Source organism: Candidatus Nitrohelix vancouverensis (assembly GCA_015698305.1).
Lineage (GTDB): Bacteria > Nitrospinota > Nitrospinia > Nitrospinales > VA-1 > Nitrohelix > Nitrohelix vancouverensis.
Map to the genome: position 1 here is coordinate 1,731,058 of CP048620.1, position 20,864 is coordinate 1,751,921.

Below are 20,864 nucleotides of genomic sequence, written 5' to 3' on the forward strand. Positions count from 1 at the left end.
CTGGATTCGATGATATAATCCGACAGCTATAATTCGGTCTGGCGTACGCTAATATTTTTGCATCAAGATCACCTTTCCTGAATCAATGAAGGTCCAATGGACGATTCTCATTCCACCCCAAGGTCGAGACCTTTCTGGCTGATTCCTTCCCTCCTGCTGATTCTTTTAGCTAAAAACCTTCCGGGTTTTTATAAATGGACGCTCCCCGTCCACGATAACTTGTGCGTGTATGAGAGTTTCTATTTTTTCTATAACGACCTTCTTTTGCATAACGAGATCCCGTCCTGGACGCCGTTCATCGTCTATGGAATGCCGACCGATTTTGAATTCGTTCGTTTCCTGACGGCAGGTAAATATCTTGCGGGACTGCTTGGCTGGCTCTTTTCGATTCAGGACACCTTGCTCGTTTACCAGTTTGCGATTTTCGCGGAAGAACTCGTTTTGCTTTATGGCATGTACAAGCTGGCGGATCGTTTGTTTCAACTGGACGCGACCGTGTTCTATGTCTGTCTCGTTGCGATTCTTTCGATCATCACCATTCGCCAGCCAGGGATGGGCTATCATATTTATTATATGTACCCGCTCATGTTCCATCTGCTGTTGAGTTTTCTGGAAGAAAAGGACTATCGCTATTTCTTTGGAGCGGGCATTGTTTTTGTGGTCGCGCAGTTGGGAGGGACGGGGTATACGATGCCGCTACAACTGGCGACTCTCTTTTGCTTCTTTTTCTTCGCTGCATTGGCGCATGTTAGAGATCTCAAGGATTTTGTCGCGCTGGATGGGAGGCGGCGCAGAAATTTTCTGGTTTCGCTTGCCCTGCTATCCATTGTCGCCATCACCTATTACCGATTCGCCACCCTGTCGATGGAATCTTTGGAGTTTGTTTCCTATTTAAGAGATCCCGAGACGTCCAAAGTTTCATTGATGACATTTCTGACCTATGGGAAAGTATTGAAGCCGGAAAATTTACTCTATGACATGTTGTGGCCGATGGCGTTTAGAAACGATTTTCCCAGTTTATACATTGGCGCGATACCTCTCATTTTCTGTTTTTATGCGGTCTTTAAAGTCCGTGACTGGCGATTTTACAGTGTGACGTTGACGGGCATTTTTCTTTTCTGCTTTGCGATGGGATCGCGAACCCCGCTTGCCGTCCTGCTGTACGATTATTTTCCATTCATGCAATATTACCGTCATGTTTCCTATGCTGTCGGCGGACTGATTATAATTTTCGCCATCATGTCGGGCTATGGATTTGACAAGTTTTTTACTTCCAATTCGGTGGAAACAACACTGTCGCGAATCCGGCCGGAGAATATTGCCATAGGCCTGACGCTTTTTAATCTTGCGATATTTCAAATGATGACGGACGTTTATTATCACAACAAGTCGCATGTAGGACGACAAACGGTCATTGATTCGGATTATTTCAATGTGCATCCATATAATTATCAGAACATTCGTGAAATCAGTCGCTCCGTAAAAGAGGGGCTTCCGGTGGATAGGCGTCAGAGAAAAATTCTATCCAGCAATATACATATTTTAGGCGAATTGGATTATCGTCTCTACAATCACTTGCAGTGGGATGTGTGTTTGATTCCCGCCCGGATTGATTTTTCAGGTAAGAATGTCGAACAATTTTTCAATGAGCATGATTTGACCTTGTTTGAGGAGAAAGGCGGCTGGTTGGATCAGTCTGATTCGTTTTACGAAAATGAGGTAATACTTTCTAAACTGGGTTGTAATTTCCCCAAAATGCATATTGTGAATAACGCCGAGGTTGAAGGGGACGCTTTGAGGACGGTGACGTTTGAGCCGGATCGGCTTGGCACAGTTCAGATTCTGAATTATCGGGCGAATTATGTCGAAGTGGGGCTTGATAACCCTTTTGATGAGACGTCTTTTCTTTATTATGCGGATCTTTGGAGTGCGGGGTGGGATGCGCGTGTCAATGGTCGTTCCACTCCAATATTAAAGGCAAATACGGCTTTCAAGGCTGTAGCTATTCCTGCAGGCCAATCAATCGTAGAGTTTCATTATGAAACGCCGCATAAAATTTTGAGGTGGATTTTAATTGTTTATGGCCTGTGTTTCATCTGCTGGGTATTAATCGGGATTCTGTTGGATTCATTTGAAAATGCAGTATCAAGGAAACAAGAAATTATTGCCGGTCCTCAAACCGATGAGAAAAGTTGATGAAGAGGATCGAAAGATATGCGCCGCTTCAATAAATCATCGCACTTTTGTGAACCATTAAATGGATAATACCCTTTCTGTTGTCAAGAGACGATCGTTTTGGTTGATCCCTTCTCTTATTCTAATTCTTATTCTGAAAAATTTACCACTCTTCCTGAAGTGGAACGTCCCAGTCCACGATGGGCTGGGAGCGTTTCAGTCATTTTATTTTTTCTATAACGATCTTCTATTGCATAACGAAATCCCGTCATGGACGCCGTTCATTGTCTATGGAATGCCCACTGATTTCGAATTCGTTCGCATCCTCACTTCAGGGAAGTATTTGACAGGTCTGATGGGGTGGTTGTTGCATGTTGAAGACGTTTTATTGCTATACAGTGTTGCCGTTTTGGCGGAAGAGCTCGTTTTGCTTTATGGCATGTACAAGCTGGCGGATCGTTTGTTTCAATTAGATGCGACGGTCTTCTATGTCTGTCTTGTCGCTGTTCTTTCGATCATCACCATTCGCCAGCCGGGGATGGGTTATCATATTTATTATATGTATCCGCTCATGTTCCATTTGCTGTTGAGTTTTCTGGAAAAAAAGGACTATGGCTATTTTTTTGGAGCGGGCATTGTTTTTGTGGTCGCGCAGTTGGGTGGGACGGGCTACACGATGCCGCTACAATTGGCGACGCTTTTCTGTTTCTTTTTATGCGCGGCGTTGGCGCATGTTAGAGAGCTCAAGGATTTTGTGGCGCTGGATGACAGACGGCGCAGAAGTTTTCTTGTATCACTCGTCTTGTTATCCCTTGTCTCCATTGCATATTACCGCTTTGCGACGCTTTCGATGGAGACTTTGGAATCAGTTTCATTTTTGAGAGACCCAGAAACCTCAAAAGTTTCTCTTAAGACTTTTTTGTATTATGGAAACACTCTGAATCTGTCGACAGTTATCTATGACATGTTGTGGCCAGTGGCATTCAAGGAAGATTTTCCCAGTTTATACATCGGTGCGATACCGCTCTTTTTTTGCGTTTATGCGGTCTTTAAAGTCCGTGACTGGCGTTTTTACAGCATGATGTTGACGGGTATTTTTCTTTTTACTTTTGCGATGGGGCCGGGGGCTCCGCTTGCAGTCCTGCTGTACGATTATTTTCCGTTCATGCAGTATTACAGACATGTTTCCTATGCGGTCGGAGGTCTGATTATTATTTTCGCCATCATGTCGGGCTATGGATTTGACAAGTTTTTTACTTCCAGTTCGGTGGAAACAAAACTGTCGCGAAGTCGACCCGAGAATATTGTCATAGGCCTGACGCTATTTAATCTGGCGATGTTTCAAATGATGACGGATGTTTACTATCATAACAAGTCGCACCTGGGGCGACAGGCGGTCATTGATTCGGATTTTTACAATGCGCATCCATATGCATATCAGAGCGCTCGGAACATCAGTCGTTCTTTGTTGGATTCGAACAGGTTAAGGGGGCGTCAGAGAAAAATTTTATTCAATAATATTTTTATTTTTGGCTCTCTGGATTATCGCCTTTACAACCATCTGCAATGGGATGTGTGTTTGATTCCCGCACGGATAGATTTTGCAGATAAAGACGTTGTGCAATTGTTTGATGAGCATGATGTGGCATTATTCAAGGTCAATGGAGGATGGTTGAATCAGTCTGAATCGATTTACAGCAATCAGGAACTGCTCTATAAACTGGGTTGCGATACGCCCAAAATGCGGATTGTTGAGAATGTTGAAGTTGCGGGGAACGCATTGAAAACAGTTGGTATGGAAATGAATCCTCCTGAATCGGTGAAGATGCTTGACTATCGCGCAAATTCCGTGAAAGTGGCGCTCCGTAATCCTTTTGACGAAAAGTCATACCTGTATTATGCCGATGCCTGGGATGAAGGCTGGAGCGCGAGCGTCAACGGTAAGCCGACGGCTCTGTTGAAAGCGAATACGGCTTTCAAGGCTGTGGCCATTCCCGCAGGCCAATCAATCGTAGAGTTTAATTATGAAGCGCCTCACAAAATTTTGAGGTGGATTTTGATCGTCTATGGTTTGGCCTTCATGTCCTGGGTTGTGATGGGACTTTTAATTGAAATGATGCGGACCCTTGCGAGTCGCGACAAGGAAATTCCTGCTCCTATAGCCGATGTGGAGAAGCGGGAGGATGAGGTTCTCTGTGAATCTCCTGATGCGGCGAAAAAGTCCGAAGGTGAGTCTTGATCGCTTGCTCGTGCAGATTTTTTACTTTGGCAATGTTATTTTGTAATATTATTTTGCGATTAATACAATGTTTTGATCGCCTTGAATGAATCAATCCTGAAATATATATCCTGATATCAATTCACCCGGATCATTAAAGCTTCAATGAACGATTCACAGTCCACCCTTGTCAGGGAGAGAGCTTATTGGCTCGTTCCGTCCCTGCTATTCATACTCTTGCTCAAAAATCTACCGAGCTTGTTTAAATGGACCGTTCCCGTCCATGACACCTTATGCAACTACGAAAGTTTCTATTTTTTCTATAACGACCTGCTTCTGCATAATGACCTCCCTTCATGGACGCCGTTCATTATATTTGGCATGCCCACCGATTTTGAATTCATTCGGTCTTTGACGGTAGGTAAGTATCTGGCTGGTTTGATTGGCTGGATATTTTCTATTCAGGACACATTATTTTTGTACAGTTTTGCTTTTTTCACGGAAGAACTGGTTTTGCTTTATGGGATGTATAAACTTTCAGATCGTTTTTTCAAGCTCGACGCAACGGTGTTCTATGTCTGTATGGTTCCGCTTCTTTCGATCATCACCGTTCGTCAGCCCGGGGTGGGTTTTCATGTTTTTTTTATGTATCCACTGATGTTCCATCTGTTGCTGAACTTTCTGCAAGAAAAGAACTTTCGTTATTTTTTCTCCGCGGGCATCGTCTTTGTTTTGGCTCAACTGGGCGCTTTGGGATACACGATGCCATTACAGCTTGTGACCGTTTCTTTTTTCTTCTTTTTTGCCAGTTTTCCTTATCTAAAAGAATGGCGCCAGTTTTTCAGGTGGGACAGGATCAATCCATGGGAATTTTTGACGCTATTAGCTTTATTGTCTGCGGTCGCCGTCACCTATTATCAGGTAGCGACGCACTCTACCGATCCATTGACGTTGATATCATTATCCCGTGACCCCGGGACATCCAAAGTTCCACTAGAGTCGTTTCTGACTTATGGGTATTTGCTGGATGTAAAACTTTCCTTCCTCGACATCTTCTGGCCCATCATCTTCAAATTGGACTTCCCCAGTTTGTATATCGGAATCATTCCGTTCCTGTTCGTCGTCTATTCACTTTTCCGGGTTCGAAACAGGAATTTTTACTGCATTGCGGCTACGGGTCTATTTCTCTTTTTATTCGCTCTGGGAGGGCGCACTCCGCTCGCGGCTTTTTTATACGAATATTTTCCGTTCATGCATTATTTCAGGCATGTCTCTCATGCCGTGGCGGCTCTGGTCATTATTTTTGCAATTATGTCGGGTTTTGGTTTTGACAAATTTTTTTCATCAAATGCCATTCAAAGCAAATTATCCAAAAGTCGCCCCGAGAATATTGTGATAGGGCTTGTGATCTTCAATCTGGGGGTTTTCCAGATGATTACGGCTGTTTATTACCATAATATTTCTCATGTTGGACGCGTGACGGTAGTCAATTCTGATTACTATAATGTGAATGCATTCAATTATCAGCCCGTTCGCAATATCAGTCGGTCTGAGTGGGATGGCAACCGCTTGAGGGGGCGCCAGAGAAGAATTCTCTTCAACAATATATTGATATTAGGGAAACTGGATTACCGCACCTACAACCATTTGCAATGGGATGTGTGCCTGGTTCCTGCCCGGATCGACTTCGCTGGAAAGAGAGTGTTCCAATTATTTGAAGAGCATGAGCTCAAATTATTTGGGACGCGAGGCGGCTGGTTGAATCAGTCTGATTCGTTTTATGATAATAGGGAACTGCTCTACAAGCTAGGATGTGACACTCAGAAAATGCGAATCGTTCGAGACGTGGAGGTCAATGGCGATGCTTTGACGACAAAGTCCATCGAAGCGGATATTCCCAATTCGATACGGGCTCTTGACTATCGTTCAAATCATGTCAAGGCGGCGGTTAATAATCCATTTACGGAGACTTCCTATCTTTACTATGCAGATAGCTGGGACGCAGGATGGAAAGCGAAGGTTAACGGTGAGCCGACGCAAATTCTGCGGGCGAATACGGCGTTGAAGGCCGTTGCGATTCCGCCGGGAAATTCTACTATAGAGTTCAGTTACGAGGCACCCTATCGGCTCCATGTGTGGATATTGATTGTTTATGGGCTGGTATTGGCCATCGGGGTCGTGATCGGACTGGCTCGGGAAGCATTTACTGGCAGACGGAGCCATGAGAAAGCGAGTGATGCAGAGGCTATTTCCGCATCAGCGACCTCGCAGGAATGATCAGTCCGACAATGCTTGTCATCATGAAGATGCAAACGATATAGATAAACAAGGTCGGTTTAAATTTGAATTCCAGCGTATGCGATCCTTCCTCCAGATAGACAGCCTTGTAATTAAAGTTGGCCCTTAACACCGGCATCGGTTCTCCATCCACCCAGGCCTTCCAGTCCTTGGAATATGCATCGGCGTAATAAAACAATCCGCCTTTGCTGTTATTGATTTCAAATTTTATGTAGTTGGGGCCAAAATCAGTCACCTGTGTCGGCTCGTCGCGCGCATAGGGAGAGGCGTCAGGCGTTGTCGTTTCAGGATCAAGGCTGATGATCCAAAGATTCTCTTTTTCCTTCTGATTCTCTTTAAAAAAATTAATCTCCTTGATATAGCTGATAAACCATAGTTTGTTTGAGATGCTGATCTCATTATCTCTTTTATCCACAGCGCATAAATTGGGCTGTGGCGAGTAGGGACTCGGTTCTTCATTTGAGTTGGGAATGGTTCCGTCATTGTATTTATTGGAGAAGCAGAATCGATTTTCACTTTCAGGTTCGCTGGATACAGGAAGGAATGCGTGAGCAAAATATGCCAGGGAAAAACGAGATGAATCGAGGTGATTGATATACCCCTGGAAATAACCGAGATGCTCGTCATCCCAGGGCCAGTTCAGGTCGAAATCGCGGTTGTGCGTCGGAAGAAAAATCCTTCCATTTTCCGATTTTGAAGGGATTGGGTTCCGGCCGATTTCAGCTGGATCGGCGTCTTGTTGAACGATCTCCTTGTCAGGAGGCCAGTTCTTGAAACCGATCTGCAATTTTTTTGTGTAAAGCCTTGTGAGTTGGTTGTACAAGTTCGCCAGTTCCGGTAGCGGTGGCGGCGGCGGAAGAGTTTTATAATTTAATGTCTGCTCTGCGGTGAGTGTGTCGGCCATGGACCGTTCAATGATAGCGAGCTTTCCAAGTTCGTCGGGCGTCATATTGGCGATTTGTTTCAACGCTTCCATGCTATTGGGAACAATCGTAATGTCGTCAAAAAATCCGAATCGTTGCGCGCCGATACCGCTAAGAACGCGTTGATTCTCTACCGGAACCCAGCGGATGAAATCGAAACTTCGTTTGTTCACGATCATATAATCTTTTTGATAAAGCGGGCCCGCCGTCGGGATGCGGAACATGGGGGCTTGGTAGGCCCAGAACGTTCCCAGACGAGGCGCGGAAGGAACGCGCACAGGGCTATATTTGAAGTCTCTGCGTTTATGGTAGGCGCCTTCGGCTGAGTAATGCGCGGGCTGAGTCGCGAAGAATCGATACAATTGAATCAATTCAAAAACTTGAAACAGGGTGAGCAGACACATGCCAAGACCGCAAAGCAAACGAACGGATTTGCGGGAATAGGCAATGAAGAGCGAGACTGATGCGTAAGCCAGGATGAGCAACCATACATTGGATACAAGGTTTTCTTCAACCCAGTTCTTGTATTTAAGAATCGATTCAGTTGATTGGTCGGATGGTAAATTATTGGCGTACAAAAAAAGCAAGACGCAGTGCAGAACAAAGACGCATGCCAGAACAGGAAGCGTCCGATCTTTTAATGTTTGACTGGATTCGTAGAGAATGAAAGTTTCTTTAACAATCAGGGCCAATAGCACAGTCCAGAAAACATAGAAGTATCCAAGAAAAATCAATGGAACGCGGATGGTTTTATATCCGGGGAAATACTGCAGTATGGCATCGTAGAGAAAGCTTGGCGTCGCCATGATGCAGATCAGCGCTATCACAAGGTATAAGATCAGATTCTTGTAGGGCGATTGGGACTGTTTGAAAAGGCAGACGATCAGAATCAGCGGTACGAGTCCGAGCAGTAAGACCACCTCCCATTGCGTATACATTCCCATAAAATATCGTATATCGGCAAAGGGGAAGAGGGCGCTGATCAGGTAATCGCCGGCCGCAAAAAAATGTTGTTTGGGTTGGAATAAGGAGCTGTTCGAGATGTGAACCATCAAATCATAAGCGTTGTACACATCGACGCGAAGATAACCAAAATCTTCTGAGTCTGAGGATACCAATCTTCCAAGGGTGTAGAAAAAAGGGCCGGATAAAATCAGGAGCATGACGACCCCCAGACTTCCTTTCACCCAGCCAATGGCGTTAAGGATTTTTAAGAAGGAGCGATTGCCGTAAAAAGGAATGGCGAAAAGAACCGCGATCAAGCCAAGGATCAAGAGAATATAACTCAGGTTCTTCAGGGGGATGATCCCGACGACAAAAAATCCGGCGATGAACCCGGCGATTTTCAGTATGAAAATTATTCTATGAGACAGGTCGGGAACAGGAAATTTTCTTAACAGCATTCGTTTCTGGCTGATTGAAAAGTAGTAAGCCAGAAGAAGAAACAGAACGATGAATAAATAACTGGGGATATGATTGTAGAGAGAGATTCCCGTCACATAACAGAGAGAGATAAACAGCCATCCCTTGTGTTCACTGCGCGTTCGAGGAGAAAAAAGCTTCAGCAAAAATAGAAAAATAAACGGGAAATAGATCGCGCTGAGCCAGACGCCGTGTTGTCGTAAAGAATTACTGCCGATCACGAACAGGGTGAACGTCGCTCCGAGGAGGGCCGCCCAGCGGTTCTCTGAAATGTGGCAGGCTAAAAGATAAATTCCCCAATAATAGATGAAAAGTCTGAGCAGGTGGTTCCAGTGGTAGACGTCCAGAGCCGAGGCGTCGAAAATCCATATCAAGGGAACCATGAGCGTTACGGTCGGGTCGAGCAGGCTCAGCACGTTGTAACTAGGATAGAAGGCGGTTCCAGAAAAACTGTAAGGGTCCCAGAGAGGCAACTCACCGTTTGCGAGGGAGAGCAGGTAGTAATTAAAATTTCCGTACCAGAAAATACTGTCGTGAGTCATTAAAGACTCGCCGGTGACAAATACATTGTTAAAAGTGTACAGAAAAAGGATCGGCGGCAACAGCGCGGGAGCCCATAGGGGAAGTCTGAAAGATTGGGTTGTTGAAGACGGTCCCATTCAGAACGCGGGGAGTGTGGGTTGTCGGCTGGGCAATCTGACTGGCGAATTTGAAAAACGCATCTGTGAAAGCATAGCCTATGGCCGATGCCAAATCAATTCTGAATGAGTTTTAAGCGAAGAGTTGAGGTCGTCAGGTATTGATTCACTTCTTCGCCAGGATCATTTACCATGAAATCACCTATGGCAATTAAGGGAAGATGAATGAACACTGTTTTAAAAGCTGATGACGAACGGTAAACGACTCATTCTCGTGGTGGGCAAGGAAGGCTCGGCAGTGATCATTGAGTTCGCCGATCTGGCGTCCATGCAATGTTTGCGACAGGAAGCCGAGTCGAAAGGCTTGACCTGCAAACAGATCGGGATAGAAGACTACCTTCCCACCTATCGCGGGCGGCGGTATTTTGATATGCAAAATCCCATCACGAAAAAATTGTTCAATCTTGACTATTTGATCCAGGCCTGGGAGAGCGATAAAAATCATCACGATGGCGAGGGCGGAGTTGATGAATGGTTCATTCATTGAAAGGCTACCCTCAAATCCCCTTGTTTTTCCCCGTATTTTAAATTTCCTCCATATTTCTTAGCCTCGACGCTCATTTTTAGGCGAATTGTGTCGTTAAACACGGCATGTCCCTTCAGTGGGACAAAAGCCTCAAACCTTTTGCGTCGAGTTCAATGGAAATCCAGTCTTCATTTTCAAATTCTTCCTCGCTGTTGGAGCAAACCGCCTTCGAGGGCAAGCTGGATGTATCCAACGCTTCCAAGCTCAAAATAAAAACGGCGGAAGGCGATTTAGTAACCCTGTCATCGCGATCAAAAAATGCCTTGGAAGAGTCGGCGAAAAGTTCATTGAAGAGCGATGGGACGCTGACGCAGGAGTTTTCCAGCGCCTCGCTGGCCGCCTCGAATTATTCGATTCTGGTGCAAGGGGATCTGAATGAGGAAGAGCTGGCGGCGATTCAGGAGTTAACCGCGCGGGTTTCGCCCATCGCAGAGAAATTTTTCAATAATGAGGAATTCAGCCTGGAAGAAACAGGCAATGCGCTGGCGCAGTCTCTAGGCGTGTTACAGGAGATTGAACTGGAATTTCAGCAAACTATCACGGCCAGCTATTCAGAGGCGCAATTCAGTCGCCAGCCGGTAGAGGGGACGCCGCAAGGTCAGCCCTTGCCGCCAAGCGCGGGATTGAGAGATATCGCCGGATTGTTTTTCTCTGTGGTGGATGCGGAATTTTCAAAGCAGGCCTCCGCTTTGACCGGTAGCGCGGGCACGCTCAAATCTTTGGAAGAACTGGCGTTCATGCTCAAGGAAAAGCTGAAGGAACTGCTTGAAGAAAATGAGACGCCGCCGATCGTTCCCGATTCAGATACGCCGCCCACACCTGCCGAAAACGCTACATTGATCTAGTCGGCGCTCAGCTCAGCGCTCTTCGGAAACCCGCCTGTTTGGCGTCCTCTGCAGAACAAAACCAGCGTTCCCCGGTATCCGTCGATTCATTGATCGTCGTCTTGTCGTACCATTTATCGCCGGGTAGATGGAAAATTTTCTCTCCCTTTGCATTGACATTGCCCTTCACCGCACACCAAACGCCTTGATCGGAGGCTTTCAGGGAAACCTCTTCCTCACTGAAAAGTAAAAAAGAGAGAATGCCAAAAATCACGCCTGAAAGGATAACGATAATTTTAGACGGTTTCTTTTCGGGAATTTTGGGCGTTTCGGTCTGAGTCGATGTTGCGTCATCTTTATGGCTGATGGCTTCCGGCGGCGAATCGATATCAGCGCTGGCGCCGGGGAACTGGATGAGATTGTTCAGGAACTGATTTTTTTCCTGACTCTTCATGTCAGCAAGAGACTTTGGGTTGTCCATCATGTAGTTATGCAGTCCGCGAACGGTTTCCCGAATCATCTCCTGCAATTCGGGGTCGCCGTGCTCCATCATCTCTCTGATTTTCAATGAAAGCTCTTCGGCGATCATTTCATCTTTTTCGTTCACAACAGGCTCTCAAAAAATTCGTTGAATAGTTCCTGAATTAAAAATTAAACCCAAAACGCCAAATGCACAAGGCAAATATATTCGCAATGGCCCTTGTGTTCAGAACTCCAAAAAACAGGGGTGAAGCTGGCGGATATAGGCGAGGATCGTTGTTCAGGCTTTGATGATTTTTTTTGATTGGATGGAGGCGCAGGCGTTACGGGTATCGACGACGATATTCGATCTGCGAACAATCATTTCATAGTCGTATTGCGAATGATCCGTCAGGATGACCGTCATATCAAAATTTCCTATCGTGTCCAATGAAACGCTTTGCTTGCCCAGAAAATGTTTGAACTCGCGTTTGTCTCCGACTTTGGAGATGAAAGGATCGTTGAACTCCACCACGGCGCCTTCCTGAATCAGTCGATCCATGATGCGATAACTCACCGACTCGCGGTCGTCGTCCACATCCTTTTTATAGGCGAGTCCGAGGATGAGAATCCGGCTCCCTTGCAGGCTTTTTCCTGAGCGGTTGAGACCGTCCTGAATTTTTTGCATGACATAGACGGGCATGCCCACGTTGATCTCTCCCGCCAGTTCGATGAAGCGTGTGGTGATGCCGTACTCTCTCGCCTTCCAAGTCAGATAGAAGGGGTCGATGGGAATGCAATGGCCTCCCAGACCGGGGCCAGGTTTGAAGGGCATGAAGCCAAACGGTTTGGTCGCGGCGGCGTCGATGGCTTCCCAGACATCGACTCCCATGCGGTCGAAGATAATTTTCATTTCATTGACCAGAGCGATGTTGACGGAGCGAAAAATATTTTCCATCAATTTTGCGGATTCAGCGGTCATCGTGTCGGAGACGGGAACGACTTGCGAAACGAGCGATCCGTATAAGGCGCACGCGGCTTTCAATCCAACTTCGCTGTCGGAGCCGACCACTCTGGGAATGTCCTGAGTCTGGAAATTTTTATTCGCCGGGTCTTCGCGTTCCGGAGCGTAAGCGACATGAAAATCTTTGTTCGCAATGAGCTTGCTATGCGATTCCAGCGCGGGCGTCAGGTAATCTTTAGTCGCTCCCGGAAAGACCGTGGATTCGAGAACGATCAATTGACCCGCCTTCAAGTGCGGCCCAATTTCTGCCGCCGTCGAAAGCACAAAACTGAGGTCGGGTTCCCGGTGTCGCGTCAGGGGCGTCGGTACGCAGATCAGAATACAGTCGAGTTCATTGGCGCTGGAAAAATCACAGGAAAACTGAATTCGTTTTTCAGCAAGCAGGGATTGAATGGAATCTGAAGGAATATGACGTATGTAGCTGAGGCCCTTTTGAAGCTGATCGACCTTGTTCGCGTCGATATCCAGACCGCGCGTCTGGAAGCCCACTTTGGCAAGGGCGAGAAGGATGGGCAGGCCGACATAGCCGAGACCGATCACGCCGATCGTTGCGGATTTGTTTTGAATGCGGTCGATGAGCATGGCTGTCAATTGATTTGAGGGAGGCGCGCCTGCTTGTTGCAGGATGCGCAGAAATGCGAGGCGTCAAGCGTACAGCCGCATTGACAGACCCAGCCTTGTATTTTACCGGGGTTTCCATAGACCAGCGCCTGATCGGGTACGTCTTCCAGCACCACGGCGCCCATGCCTATGAAGGCGTTGCTCCCAATGGTGATGCCGCAACGGATGGTGGCGTTCGCTCCGATGGTCGCGCCTTTCATCACCCGCGTTTCCTGAAACTGATCTTTCCTTGGAATCGCGCTGCGCGGGTTGATGACATTGGTGAAGACGCAGGAAGGACCGCAGAAGACGTCGTCTTCCAGGGTCACGCCTTCGTAAAGGGAAACGTTGTTTTGTATCTTCACGTTATTGCCGATAGAAACATTCGGGCCGATCACGACGTTCTGACCAATGTTGCAGGCCTCGCCAATCGAGACGCCGGAAAGGATGTGGGAAAACCGCCAGATTTTTGTGCGCTCGCCGATGGAACAATCCTCTTCGACGGAACTGGTCTCGTGCAGGAAGTAATTTTTCTCCTGCGGTTTTGGGATCGATGGAGGAGCCGTCAAACTGTTCTGGGCGCGTTCTAGAACGCGCAAGGTCTTCACGCCTTCCGCGCCGTCGGTATAAAACGTTTTGCCATGAGTGATAGCGTCCAGAAATGCTCTGCACTCTGCGAGCAAAGGTTCTTCCCATTGACTCGTCAGATCAATCGCGCGGCCTTCCTTTTTCTCAGATATGGGAGTGCCTGCTTTCCAGTGAATCTGGTGAGGGTAGACGACCAGTTTGTTTTCCAGCGCCGCGGTGTCGTCAAACACCGCCATCTGTTGATCTCCCGTCACCACAAGTTTCTGTTCTTTGAAAGGGTTGAGCCAGGAAACAAAAATATGAGCCGCCACGCCGGACGCAAAGCGCAGATGCGTCAGGGTCGCGTCGGCGATCTCGGGGTGCAAAATGTTCGAACCCATGGCCTGAACGGATTCCGGTTCTTCGTTGACGAGGGAGAGAATGAGAGAAATATCATGCGGGGCGAAGGACCACAGAATATTTTCCTCCCTGCGGATCTTGCCAAGGTTCAAACGATTGGAATAGATGTATTGCAGTTTTCCAAGTTCGCCGTTCGCGACCATTGTTTTCAAGCGTAGGATCGCCGGGTGATAATGCAGGATGTGCCCGACAAATAAAACGCGTTGCCGCTCCGTCGCCAGTCGGGCCAGCTCTTCTCCCTCCTCTGCGTTGAGCGCCAAAGGTTTTTCGACGAAGACATGTTTGCCCGCCAGCAAGGCGTCGCGAACCATGGAATGGTGCATGACCGCCGGAGTTGCGATGACAATCGCATGAATATCATCGCGAGATAACACGCTGGCGAAAGATTCCGTCGTTTCAATTCCCTTGCTCAAAGCGTCGTTACGCGCCGCTTCAGAAGGATCGCAGACCAGACGCAGCACGCCCAGCGTTGAAAAATTTCTCGCCAGATTTTTGCCCCAGTATCCGGCCCCCACCAGCGCTAGATTGACGGTTTCATTCAAGATGCGATTCCCCGGAAGTTGTCGAAGGACTTGGAATTGCCTGAGGCGCGTTTGCATCATTGCTTTGCGCTTCCAGACAACGTTGTAATGCGTCGCGCCAGCGCGGCATGAACACCTGAAACGTTGTTTCGAGTTTTCTGTTATTCAAGACCCAGTAGGGCGGGCGTTGCGCCGGAGTGGGATACTCCGATGTCGGGATGGCTTGCAACTCAGGGCCTACTCCGTCGGATAACTGGAATATGGCCTCGGCGAATCCATACCAGCTGGTTTCTCCCGCGCAGGTCATATGGTAAATGCCGCGCGTGTCCTGCATCGCCTCCTGTAACGAGGCCTGTTGCGTCGATGCGGATTGGATAACGTCTGCGGTGGCTTGAGCGATGGAGGCGCACCAGCTGGGAGCGCCGGTCTGGTCGGAGACGACGCGAATGGTATTTCTTTCTCCCGCGAGACGTTGCATGGTGAGGAGAAAATTTTTAGACCGATTGCCGTAGATTCCGCTGACGCGAAAAATCCAGTACGGCGCCTCTGTGCGGGCGATCTCCCGCTCTCCCTCCAGCTTGGTTTCTCCGTAAACGTTGAGCGGATTGGGGGCGTCGTCTTCCGTGTAGGGTCGAGACTGGGCGCCGTCGAAAACATAATCGGTGGAGTAATGGATCAATCCGGCGCGGCATTGCAAGGCGGCTTGCGCGAGCAGGCCCGGGGCGACGGCGTTGACCCGGTGAGCGGTTTCATTGTCTGTCTCAGCGGCGTCGACTGCGGTGTAGGCGGCGGCGTTGACAATCAGGTCTGGATTCAACGCCAGGATTCGAGGAACGATGGTATCGGATGCGTCCAAATCCAGATGGGTTCGATCCCAAGCGGTCACCCGACCCAATGGGGCCAGCGTTTTCTGCAATTCAAAACCCACCTGCCCATTTTTTCCCAGAATTAAAATATGCATGGCGATTGCGCAAGAGAACGAATGTGTTGGAACGTCAAATTGTTTTGTCGCGTTGAGTCAGCTCAAGCAGGTATTCACCGTACCTGTTTTTCTTGAGAGGTTCCGCCAGTTTGATGAGGTCGCTGTCGTTGATCCAGCCTTTTTTGTAGGCGATTTCTTCAGGGCAACAGATTTTTAAACCCTGACGTTTTTCTATGGTCTCGACAAAATTACCTGCGTCGAGCAGGGAATCGTGCGAACCCGTATCGAGCCAGGCATAGCCTTGGCCCAGTCGCTCCACCGTCAATTCGCCTTTTTCCAGATAAGCGCGATTGACGTCGGTGATTTCAAGTTCGCCGCGCGGCGAGGGCTTCAAATTCGATGCAATGTCGACCACCCGGTTGTCGTAAAAGTACAATCCGGTCACCGCGTAATTGGATTTGGGTTTCTCCGGTTTTTCTTCGATACTCGTCACCGTTCCATTCGCGTCGAATTCAGCGACGCCGTACAATTGCGGGTCGCGCACCCAGTAGCCAAACACCGTGGCGCCGTGATCGCGATGGGCGGCGTTATGGAGCAGGTCGATCAGGCCGGAGCCGTAAAACACGTTGTCGCCCAGAGCCAGACAGCAACCTTCGCCGTCGATAAAATCTTTGCCGATGATGAAGGCCTGCGCGAGTCCTTCGGGTTTGGGCTGGGCGGCGTAAGAAATCTGGATGCCCCATTGCGATCCGTCCGACAGCAAACCTTTGAACTGGTCTTGAGATTCCGGCGTGGTGATGACCAGAACCTCCTGAATATCAGCGAGCATCAGGACGCTGAGCGGATAATAGATCATCGGCTTGTCGTAAAGCGGCATGAGTTGCTTGCTGACGGATTGGGTGAGCGGGTAGAGCCGGGTGCCGCTCCCTCCTGCGAGTATGATTCCTTTGCGTATCATGCCTTATCCTGAAACCTGTGAGTTCAATCCCAAACGTTCGCCGCGATATTCGCCAGAGAGAGCGCGCGCGACCCATTCGGGGTTATCCAGATACCATTGAACGGTTTTGCGAAGTCCCGACTCGAAATCTTCGATCGGTTCCCAGCCCAGTTCGGTTTTGATCTTGCTTGCGTCGATCGCGTAGCGCAGGTCGTGCCCGGGTCGATCCGAAACGAAAGTGATCAGGGATTCGTGCGGCGCGTGCGGCGAGTCCGGAAGCAGTTCGTCCATGATAGCGCAAATGCGCTTCACCGTATCGAGATTGGTCATTTCGCTGGAGCCGCCGATATTATAAACCTCGCCGGGCCGTCCCGATTCGAGCGTCAGCGACAAGGCCCTGCAATGGTCGTCCACATAAAGCCAGTCGCGAACATTCTGCCCCTTGCCGTAAACGGGCAGGGCTTTGCCGGTCGCGCAGTTATGGATCATGAGCGGTAGAAGTTTTTCCGGGAATTGTCGCGGGCCGTAATTGTTAGAGCAGTTGGTGGTCAGCGTCGGGAGGCCGTAGGTTTTGAAATAGGAACGCACGAGATGATCCGACGACGCTTTGGAAGCGGCGTAAGGCGAATTGGGCGCGTAAGGCGTTTGTTCCGTAAAATAACCCTCGGCGCCGAGCGCGCCATAAACTTCGTCCGTGGAGATATGAAGAAAACGGAACGCGTCGCGATCCGCTCCGGAAAGTTGTTTCCAGTAATTTCGCGAAGCGTTCAGCAATTGAAACGTTCCCAGCACGTTGGTCTGAATGAATTCTTCGGGCGAGTCGATGGAACGATCGACATGCGATTCGGCGGCGAAATTAACGACGAAGCGCGGCTGGTATTTTTTTAACAATTCATTCAGCGCAGCTGAATCGCAAATATCGCCCTGATGGAAAATATATCTGGGATCGTTTTCGAGAGAAGCGAGGTTGTCAGGATTCCCGGCATAGGTTAACTTATCCAGGTTGACGACCTTGCAATCGTTATTCTTCAGAAGGGACAGCACAAAGGCGCTGCCTATAAAACCTGAGCCGCCGGTAACGAAATAAGTGTTCATAGGGCTTTGAAAGAATTTCGAAAAATGCGACGGTCAATAAGAGGAACGCAATAAATAATGAAAAAGTATAGAGCTTTGCATGTATGATTGCAAGTCATGGGCGGTGTCGTCGCGCGTGATCCTAGCGAATGATTCTGCTTTGTTTTTCTCTAACAAAACGTCCAGTTTGTGTTGATCTCTTCCTTCCTGAAAATGAGCGACTCTCCTTTATGAACTTGACTGACAGACAGGATACCTCAGACGCTTCCGAATCCTTGATGAATCAAACCTTGCCGCCCTGGCTGATTTTGCTATTGCTGTGCCTGCTGATGGCGGCGATGCGCTATTACACCTTCGACGAACCTTTCGAGAGGGATATCACAACGCAGGCGGTCACAGCGCATGAAATCTTGAACGGGAAGAAAATTTATACCGACATTTTCTCCGACCGTCCTCCTCTGTTGCAGGCGACTTATGCGCTTGGGGAATTGATCGCGGGTTTTGGTCTCTGGCAGATTTATCTCTTGTGGATTGTGCCGTCTATCATCACGCTGATCGGGGTATATTATTGCGCGACGGCACGCAACAATGAGACGTCTACAGGTTTATGGGCGGCGACCTTCTGGGCGGTGATTTCCTGCGACCCCTTCGTGCAGGCGAACCAGCCCAACACGGAAGTGTTCATCAACAGTTGTCTGATTTGGATTCTGGCGCTCATCCTGAGGGATGACGGCAAGGGAAGCGGGCAGGGCAGAGCGGTGGCCATCGGGATTCTTCTCGCTCTCGGCTCGTTATACAAATACCACGTTGTGTTCATGGCTTTGGCTTTGGGTTTTGTTCACGTCGCCTTGCCACCCGGAGGCATTGAGAATCGCGGGCGCGCATTGCGACAACTCGCGACTTCGGCGGGCGTCAGCATCTCGGCCTGGGTCGGTCTGTTTGCGTACTTTTACGCGCTCGGTCGATTCGAAGAGTTCTGGAATGATCTCTTCGTTTACATGGCCCATTACGGCGGCGATTTGTCTTACAATCTGATTCAGGGAGCGTCTCCCAAAAACTTCCTGCCGGATTTCATGTACGGCGAGATTCCCTTGATTGCCGTTTGCGTGATAGGGGCCGGACTGTACTGGAATAAGAAGGTCGACAGAACGGCGGCTTGCCTGATCGCTTACGCCGGGGCGGTGGCCCTGATGGTCGCCATTCCCGGAAAATTCTTTCCGCATTATTACCAGTTCTGGTTGCCCTTACTGACGTTCGGAGGCGCCAAGGCGATCACCGCCATCGCTGATTTGAAAGGGGAGGAGGCGGAGGCTTCTTTAAAGGGGATGGGAGTCGCGTTGGTGATTATTTTGCTCGTTATTCAGGTCCGACATTATTTCATAACCCCTGACAATTGGGCGCGCATGAAATACGGCGATCTGTTTGCGGAAACGCAGAGAGTGGGTAGAGTGATCAATGATGTGTTGAAGCCCGACGAAACTTTTTTCAACTGGGGCATGGACTCGGGGCTTCATTTTTATAGCAGGAAACCTCTCCCCAGCGGCGTTGGCGTCTGGCCTCCGGTATTTTTGATCGGTCCCTTGATAGAACCCTATTCCTTAATATTTAAAGCGGACATGGTTCGCAACAAACCCGAGATGCTGATAGCCGCTCCATACTTTCCACAAACGCATGAAATGTTTCAATGGTTGTTGGAAAGCTACGCCGTGTTTCCTGATAATACTCCGTACGCCCCTTTCAAATTCTATTACCGTAAAGGCGGCGCTCTGGAGCAACGGCTTCGCGCCTCAGGCGCATTCGAGTCACCGGCGAGCAATCCGAGCTAAACTCATTGATAAAACGCCTTGAGCATATTGACGACATGCGTCTGTTGTTGCTCGGTGACCTCGTGCGAGATCGGTAAGGCAAGAACCTGATCGGCGGCGTCCTCGGCATGAGGGAAGTCGCCTTTTTTGTATCCCAGCGAAGCGAAACATTCCTGTAGATGCAGAGGGACGGGGTAATAGATTTCGGAGGCCACGCCGCGTTCGCCAAGAAAGGTTCGCATCGCGTCGCGGTCTTTTGGAATCCGCACCACATACTGATTGTAAGAATGCCCAGGCTCGACGCAGGCGGGCGTGTCAATGCGTTCAGACAACCCGGCCTTGCGGATCATGCTGGTATAACGCGCGGCGTTTTCCTGACGTCGTCGAATCCAGCCGTCCAGATATTTCAATTTTGCGGAAACCACGGCGGCTTGAATCGCGTCGATGCGGAAGTTGCCGCCGACCACCTGATGATAATATTTAGGCTCTGCGCCGTGAACGCGGAGTATGGAAAGCTGTTTGTAGAGGGCCTCGTCCTTGACCGTCACCAGACCGCCGTCGCCAAAACCGCCGAGATTTTTTGTCGGGAAGAAAGAGAAACAGCCGTAGTCGCCCAGCGATCCGGCGGGACGGTTTTGATATTTCGATCCGATCGCCTGTGCGGCGTCTTCAATGACCGTCAGCTTGTGCGCTGATGCCAGCTTGTTGATGGCGTCCATATTGGCGCATTGACCGTATAAATGGACGGGAAGAATTGCTTTCGTCTTTGGCGTGATGCGTTCTTCAATGAGAGCGGGGTCGATGTTGAAGCTGTTCGGTTCGATATCGACAAACACGGGAGTCGCGCCCAGTCTGGCAATCGCTCCCACGGTGGCGAAGAAGGTGAAAGGAGTGGTGATGACTTCATCGCCGGGGCCAACGCCTGCGGCCATCAGGGAAATGATCAGGGCGTCGGTGCCCGATGAGACGCCGACCGCGTGGGGAGTCTCGCAATAACTGGCGACTTGCGATTCCATTTCCTTGACCTTGCCGCCGAGAATGAAATGCCCTGAGCGAATGACGTCGGCCATTTCATTTTCAATATCCGACAGGGTTTCCGGGTAGCTCGCGCCAATATTAAGGAGAGGGACGTGTTTTGTGCGACCGCCGACCACTGTGAGCGTTTCCACCAGGGTTTGCACGGTGCAGGCCTGGGCCGGACAATTTTTAAACAATCCCACATTGACAGCGACGATACCGTCCAGATTGTAGGCCTGATTGGCTGTGATGGAGACGCGGGTATTGATGTTGTTCGACGGGTGAACCATGCATTGGGACATTTCATGGACGGTCAGATTGAGCAGGTTCAATTGTTCCAGCGCCCGGTTCAGGTTGGCTTTTTGCAATTCGGCGTCTTCTCTTTGTTGAATGGAAGCGAGTAAGGCCCCAGCATGGAAAGCAGTGGCCCAAAG

The 20,864-nt window shown here is 49.1% G+C and carries 14 protein-coding genes; 6 read left to right on the forward strand and 8 right to left on the reverse strand.

Going from position 1 to position 20,864, the window contains the following annotated elements; genetic code table 11:
- Window positions 1-96 precede the first annotated feature (96 nt).
- The 3 genes from G3M78_08015 (at window position 97) to G3M78_08025 (ending at window position 6,670) form a co-directional block, all read left to right on the forward strand.
- The gene (locus G3M78_08015) at window positions 97-2,196 is read left to right on the forward strand and encodes a YfhO family protein (protein QPJ65338.1); all 2,100 of its coding nucleotides are present in this window, start codon (window positions 97-99) and stop codon (window positions 2,194-2,196) included.
- Between the two features lie 229 nt (window positions 2,197-2,425).
- Window positions 2,426-4,414 carry a YfhO family protein gene (locus G3M78_08020; GenBank protein ID QPJ65339.1) on the forward strand — a complete coding sequence of 663 codons (1,989 nt, stop codon included), beginning with the start codon at window positions 2,426-2,428 and terminating at the stop codon, window positions 4,412-4,414.
- A 144-nt stretch (window positions 4,415-4,558) separates the two neighbouring features.
- Complete coding sequence (locus tag G3M78_08025; GenBank protein ID QPJ65340.1) at window positions 4,559-6,670, forward strand: YfhO family protein; 2,112 nt, start codon at window positions 4,559-4,561, stop codon at window positions 6,668-6,670.
- Here G3M78_08025 and G3M78_08030 read toward each other — a convergent pair.
- On the reverse strand, window positions 6,639-9,578 hold the full coding sequence (locus G3M78_08030) for a YfhO family protein (GenBank protein QPJ65341.1): 2,940 nt from the start codon (window positions 9,576-9,578) through the stop codon (window positions 6,639-6,641). The genes G3M78_08025 and G3M78_08030 overlap by 32 nt on opposite strands.
- 343 nt (window positions 9,579-9,921) lie before the next feature.
- Between G3M78_08030 and G3M78_08035 the strand changes: the two genes are divergently transcribed.
- Window positions 9,922-10,221: a hypothetical protein gene (locus tag G3M78_08035; protein QPJ65342.1), complete on the forward strand. Its 300-nt coding sequence runs from the start codon at window positions 9,922-9,924 to the stop codon at window positions 10,219-10,221.
- Between the two features lie 104 nt (window positions 10,222-10,325).
- Complete coding sequence (locus G3M78_08040; protein QPJ65343.1) at window positions 10,326-11,105, forward strand: hypothetical protein; 780 nt, start codon at window positions 10,326-10,328, stop codon at window positions 11,103-11,105.
- 7 nt (window positions 11,106-11,112) lie between these two features.
- Here G3M78_08040 and G3M78_08045 read toward each other — a convergent pair whose 3' ends face one another.
- The 6 genes from G3M78_08045 to rfbB all read right to left on the reverse strand — a co-directional run bounded on the left by G3M78_08045 (window position 11,113) and on the right by rfbB (window position 17,629).
- On the reverse strand, window positions 11,113-11,691 hold the full coding sequence (locus G3M78_08045) for a hypothetical protein (protein ID QPJ65344.1): 579 nt from the start codon (window positions 11,689-11,691) through the stop codon (window positions 11,113-11,115).
- 153 nt (window positions 11,692-11,844) lie between these two features.
- The gene (locus G3M78_08050; protein ID QPJ66805.1) at window positions 11,845-13,149 is read right to left on the reverse strand and encodes a nucleotide sugar dehydrogenase; all 1,305 of its coding nucleotides are present in this window, start codon (window positions 13,147-13,149) and stop codon (window positions 11,845-11,847) included.
- 5 nt (window positions 13,150-13,154) lie between these two features.
- A complete protein-coding gene (locus G3M78_08055) occupies window positions 13,155-14,696 on the reverse strand; it encodes a Gfo/Idh/MocA family oxidoreductase (GenBank protein QPJ65345.1) in 1,542 nt (513 codons plus the stop codon).
- Window positions 14,689-15,636 carry a dTDP-4-dehydrorhamnose reductase gene (rfbD, locus tag G3M78_08060; protein ID QPJ65346.1) on the reverse strand — a complete coding sequence of 316 codons (948 nt, stop codon included), beginning with the start codon at window positions 15,634-15,636 and terminating at the stop codon, window positions 14,689-14,691. Before rfbD ends, G3M78_08055 begins: the two co-directional genes overlap by 8 nt.
- A 34-nt stretch (window positions 15,637-15,670) precedes the next feature.
- On the reverse strand, window positions 15,671-16,555 hold the full coding sequence (gene rfbA, locus G3M78_08065; protein QPJ65347.1) for a glucose-1-phosphate thymidylyltransferase RfbA: 885 nt from the start codon (window positions 16,553-16,555) through the stop codon (window positions 15,671-15,673).
- A gap of 3 nt (window positions 16,556-16,558) precedes the next feature.
- Entirely contained in the window at window positions 16,559-17,629 is a 1,071-nt protein-coding gene (gene rfbB / locus G3M78_08070) for a dTDP-glucose 4,6-dehydratase (GenBank protein QPJ65348.1), read from the reverse strand.
- Window positions 17,630-17,838: 209 nt separating this feature from the next.
- Here rfbB and G3M78_08075 point away from each other — a divergent pair, with 209 nt between their 5' ends.
- Window positions 17,839-19,434, forward strand: a complete 1,596-nt coding sequence (locus tag G3M78_08075; protein QPJ65349.1) for a hypothetical protein — start codon at window positions 17,839-17,841, stop codon at window positions 19,432-19,434.
- Between the two features lie 2 nt (window positions 19,435-19,436).
- On the opposite strand, the gene G3M78_08080 is transcribed toward G3M78_08075, so the two are convergent.
- A complete protein-coding gene (locus tag G3M78_08080; GenBank protein QPJ66806.1) occupies window positions 19,437-20,483 on the reverse strand; it encodes a DegT/DnrJ/EryC1/StrS family aminotransferase in 1,047 nt (348 codons plus the stop codon).
- Between the last annotated feature and the right edge of the window lie 381 nt (window positions 20,484-20,864).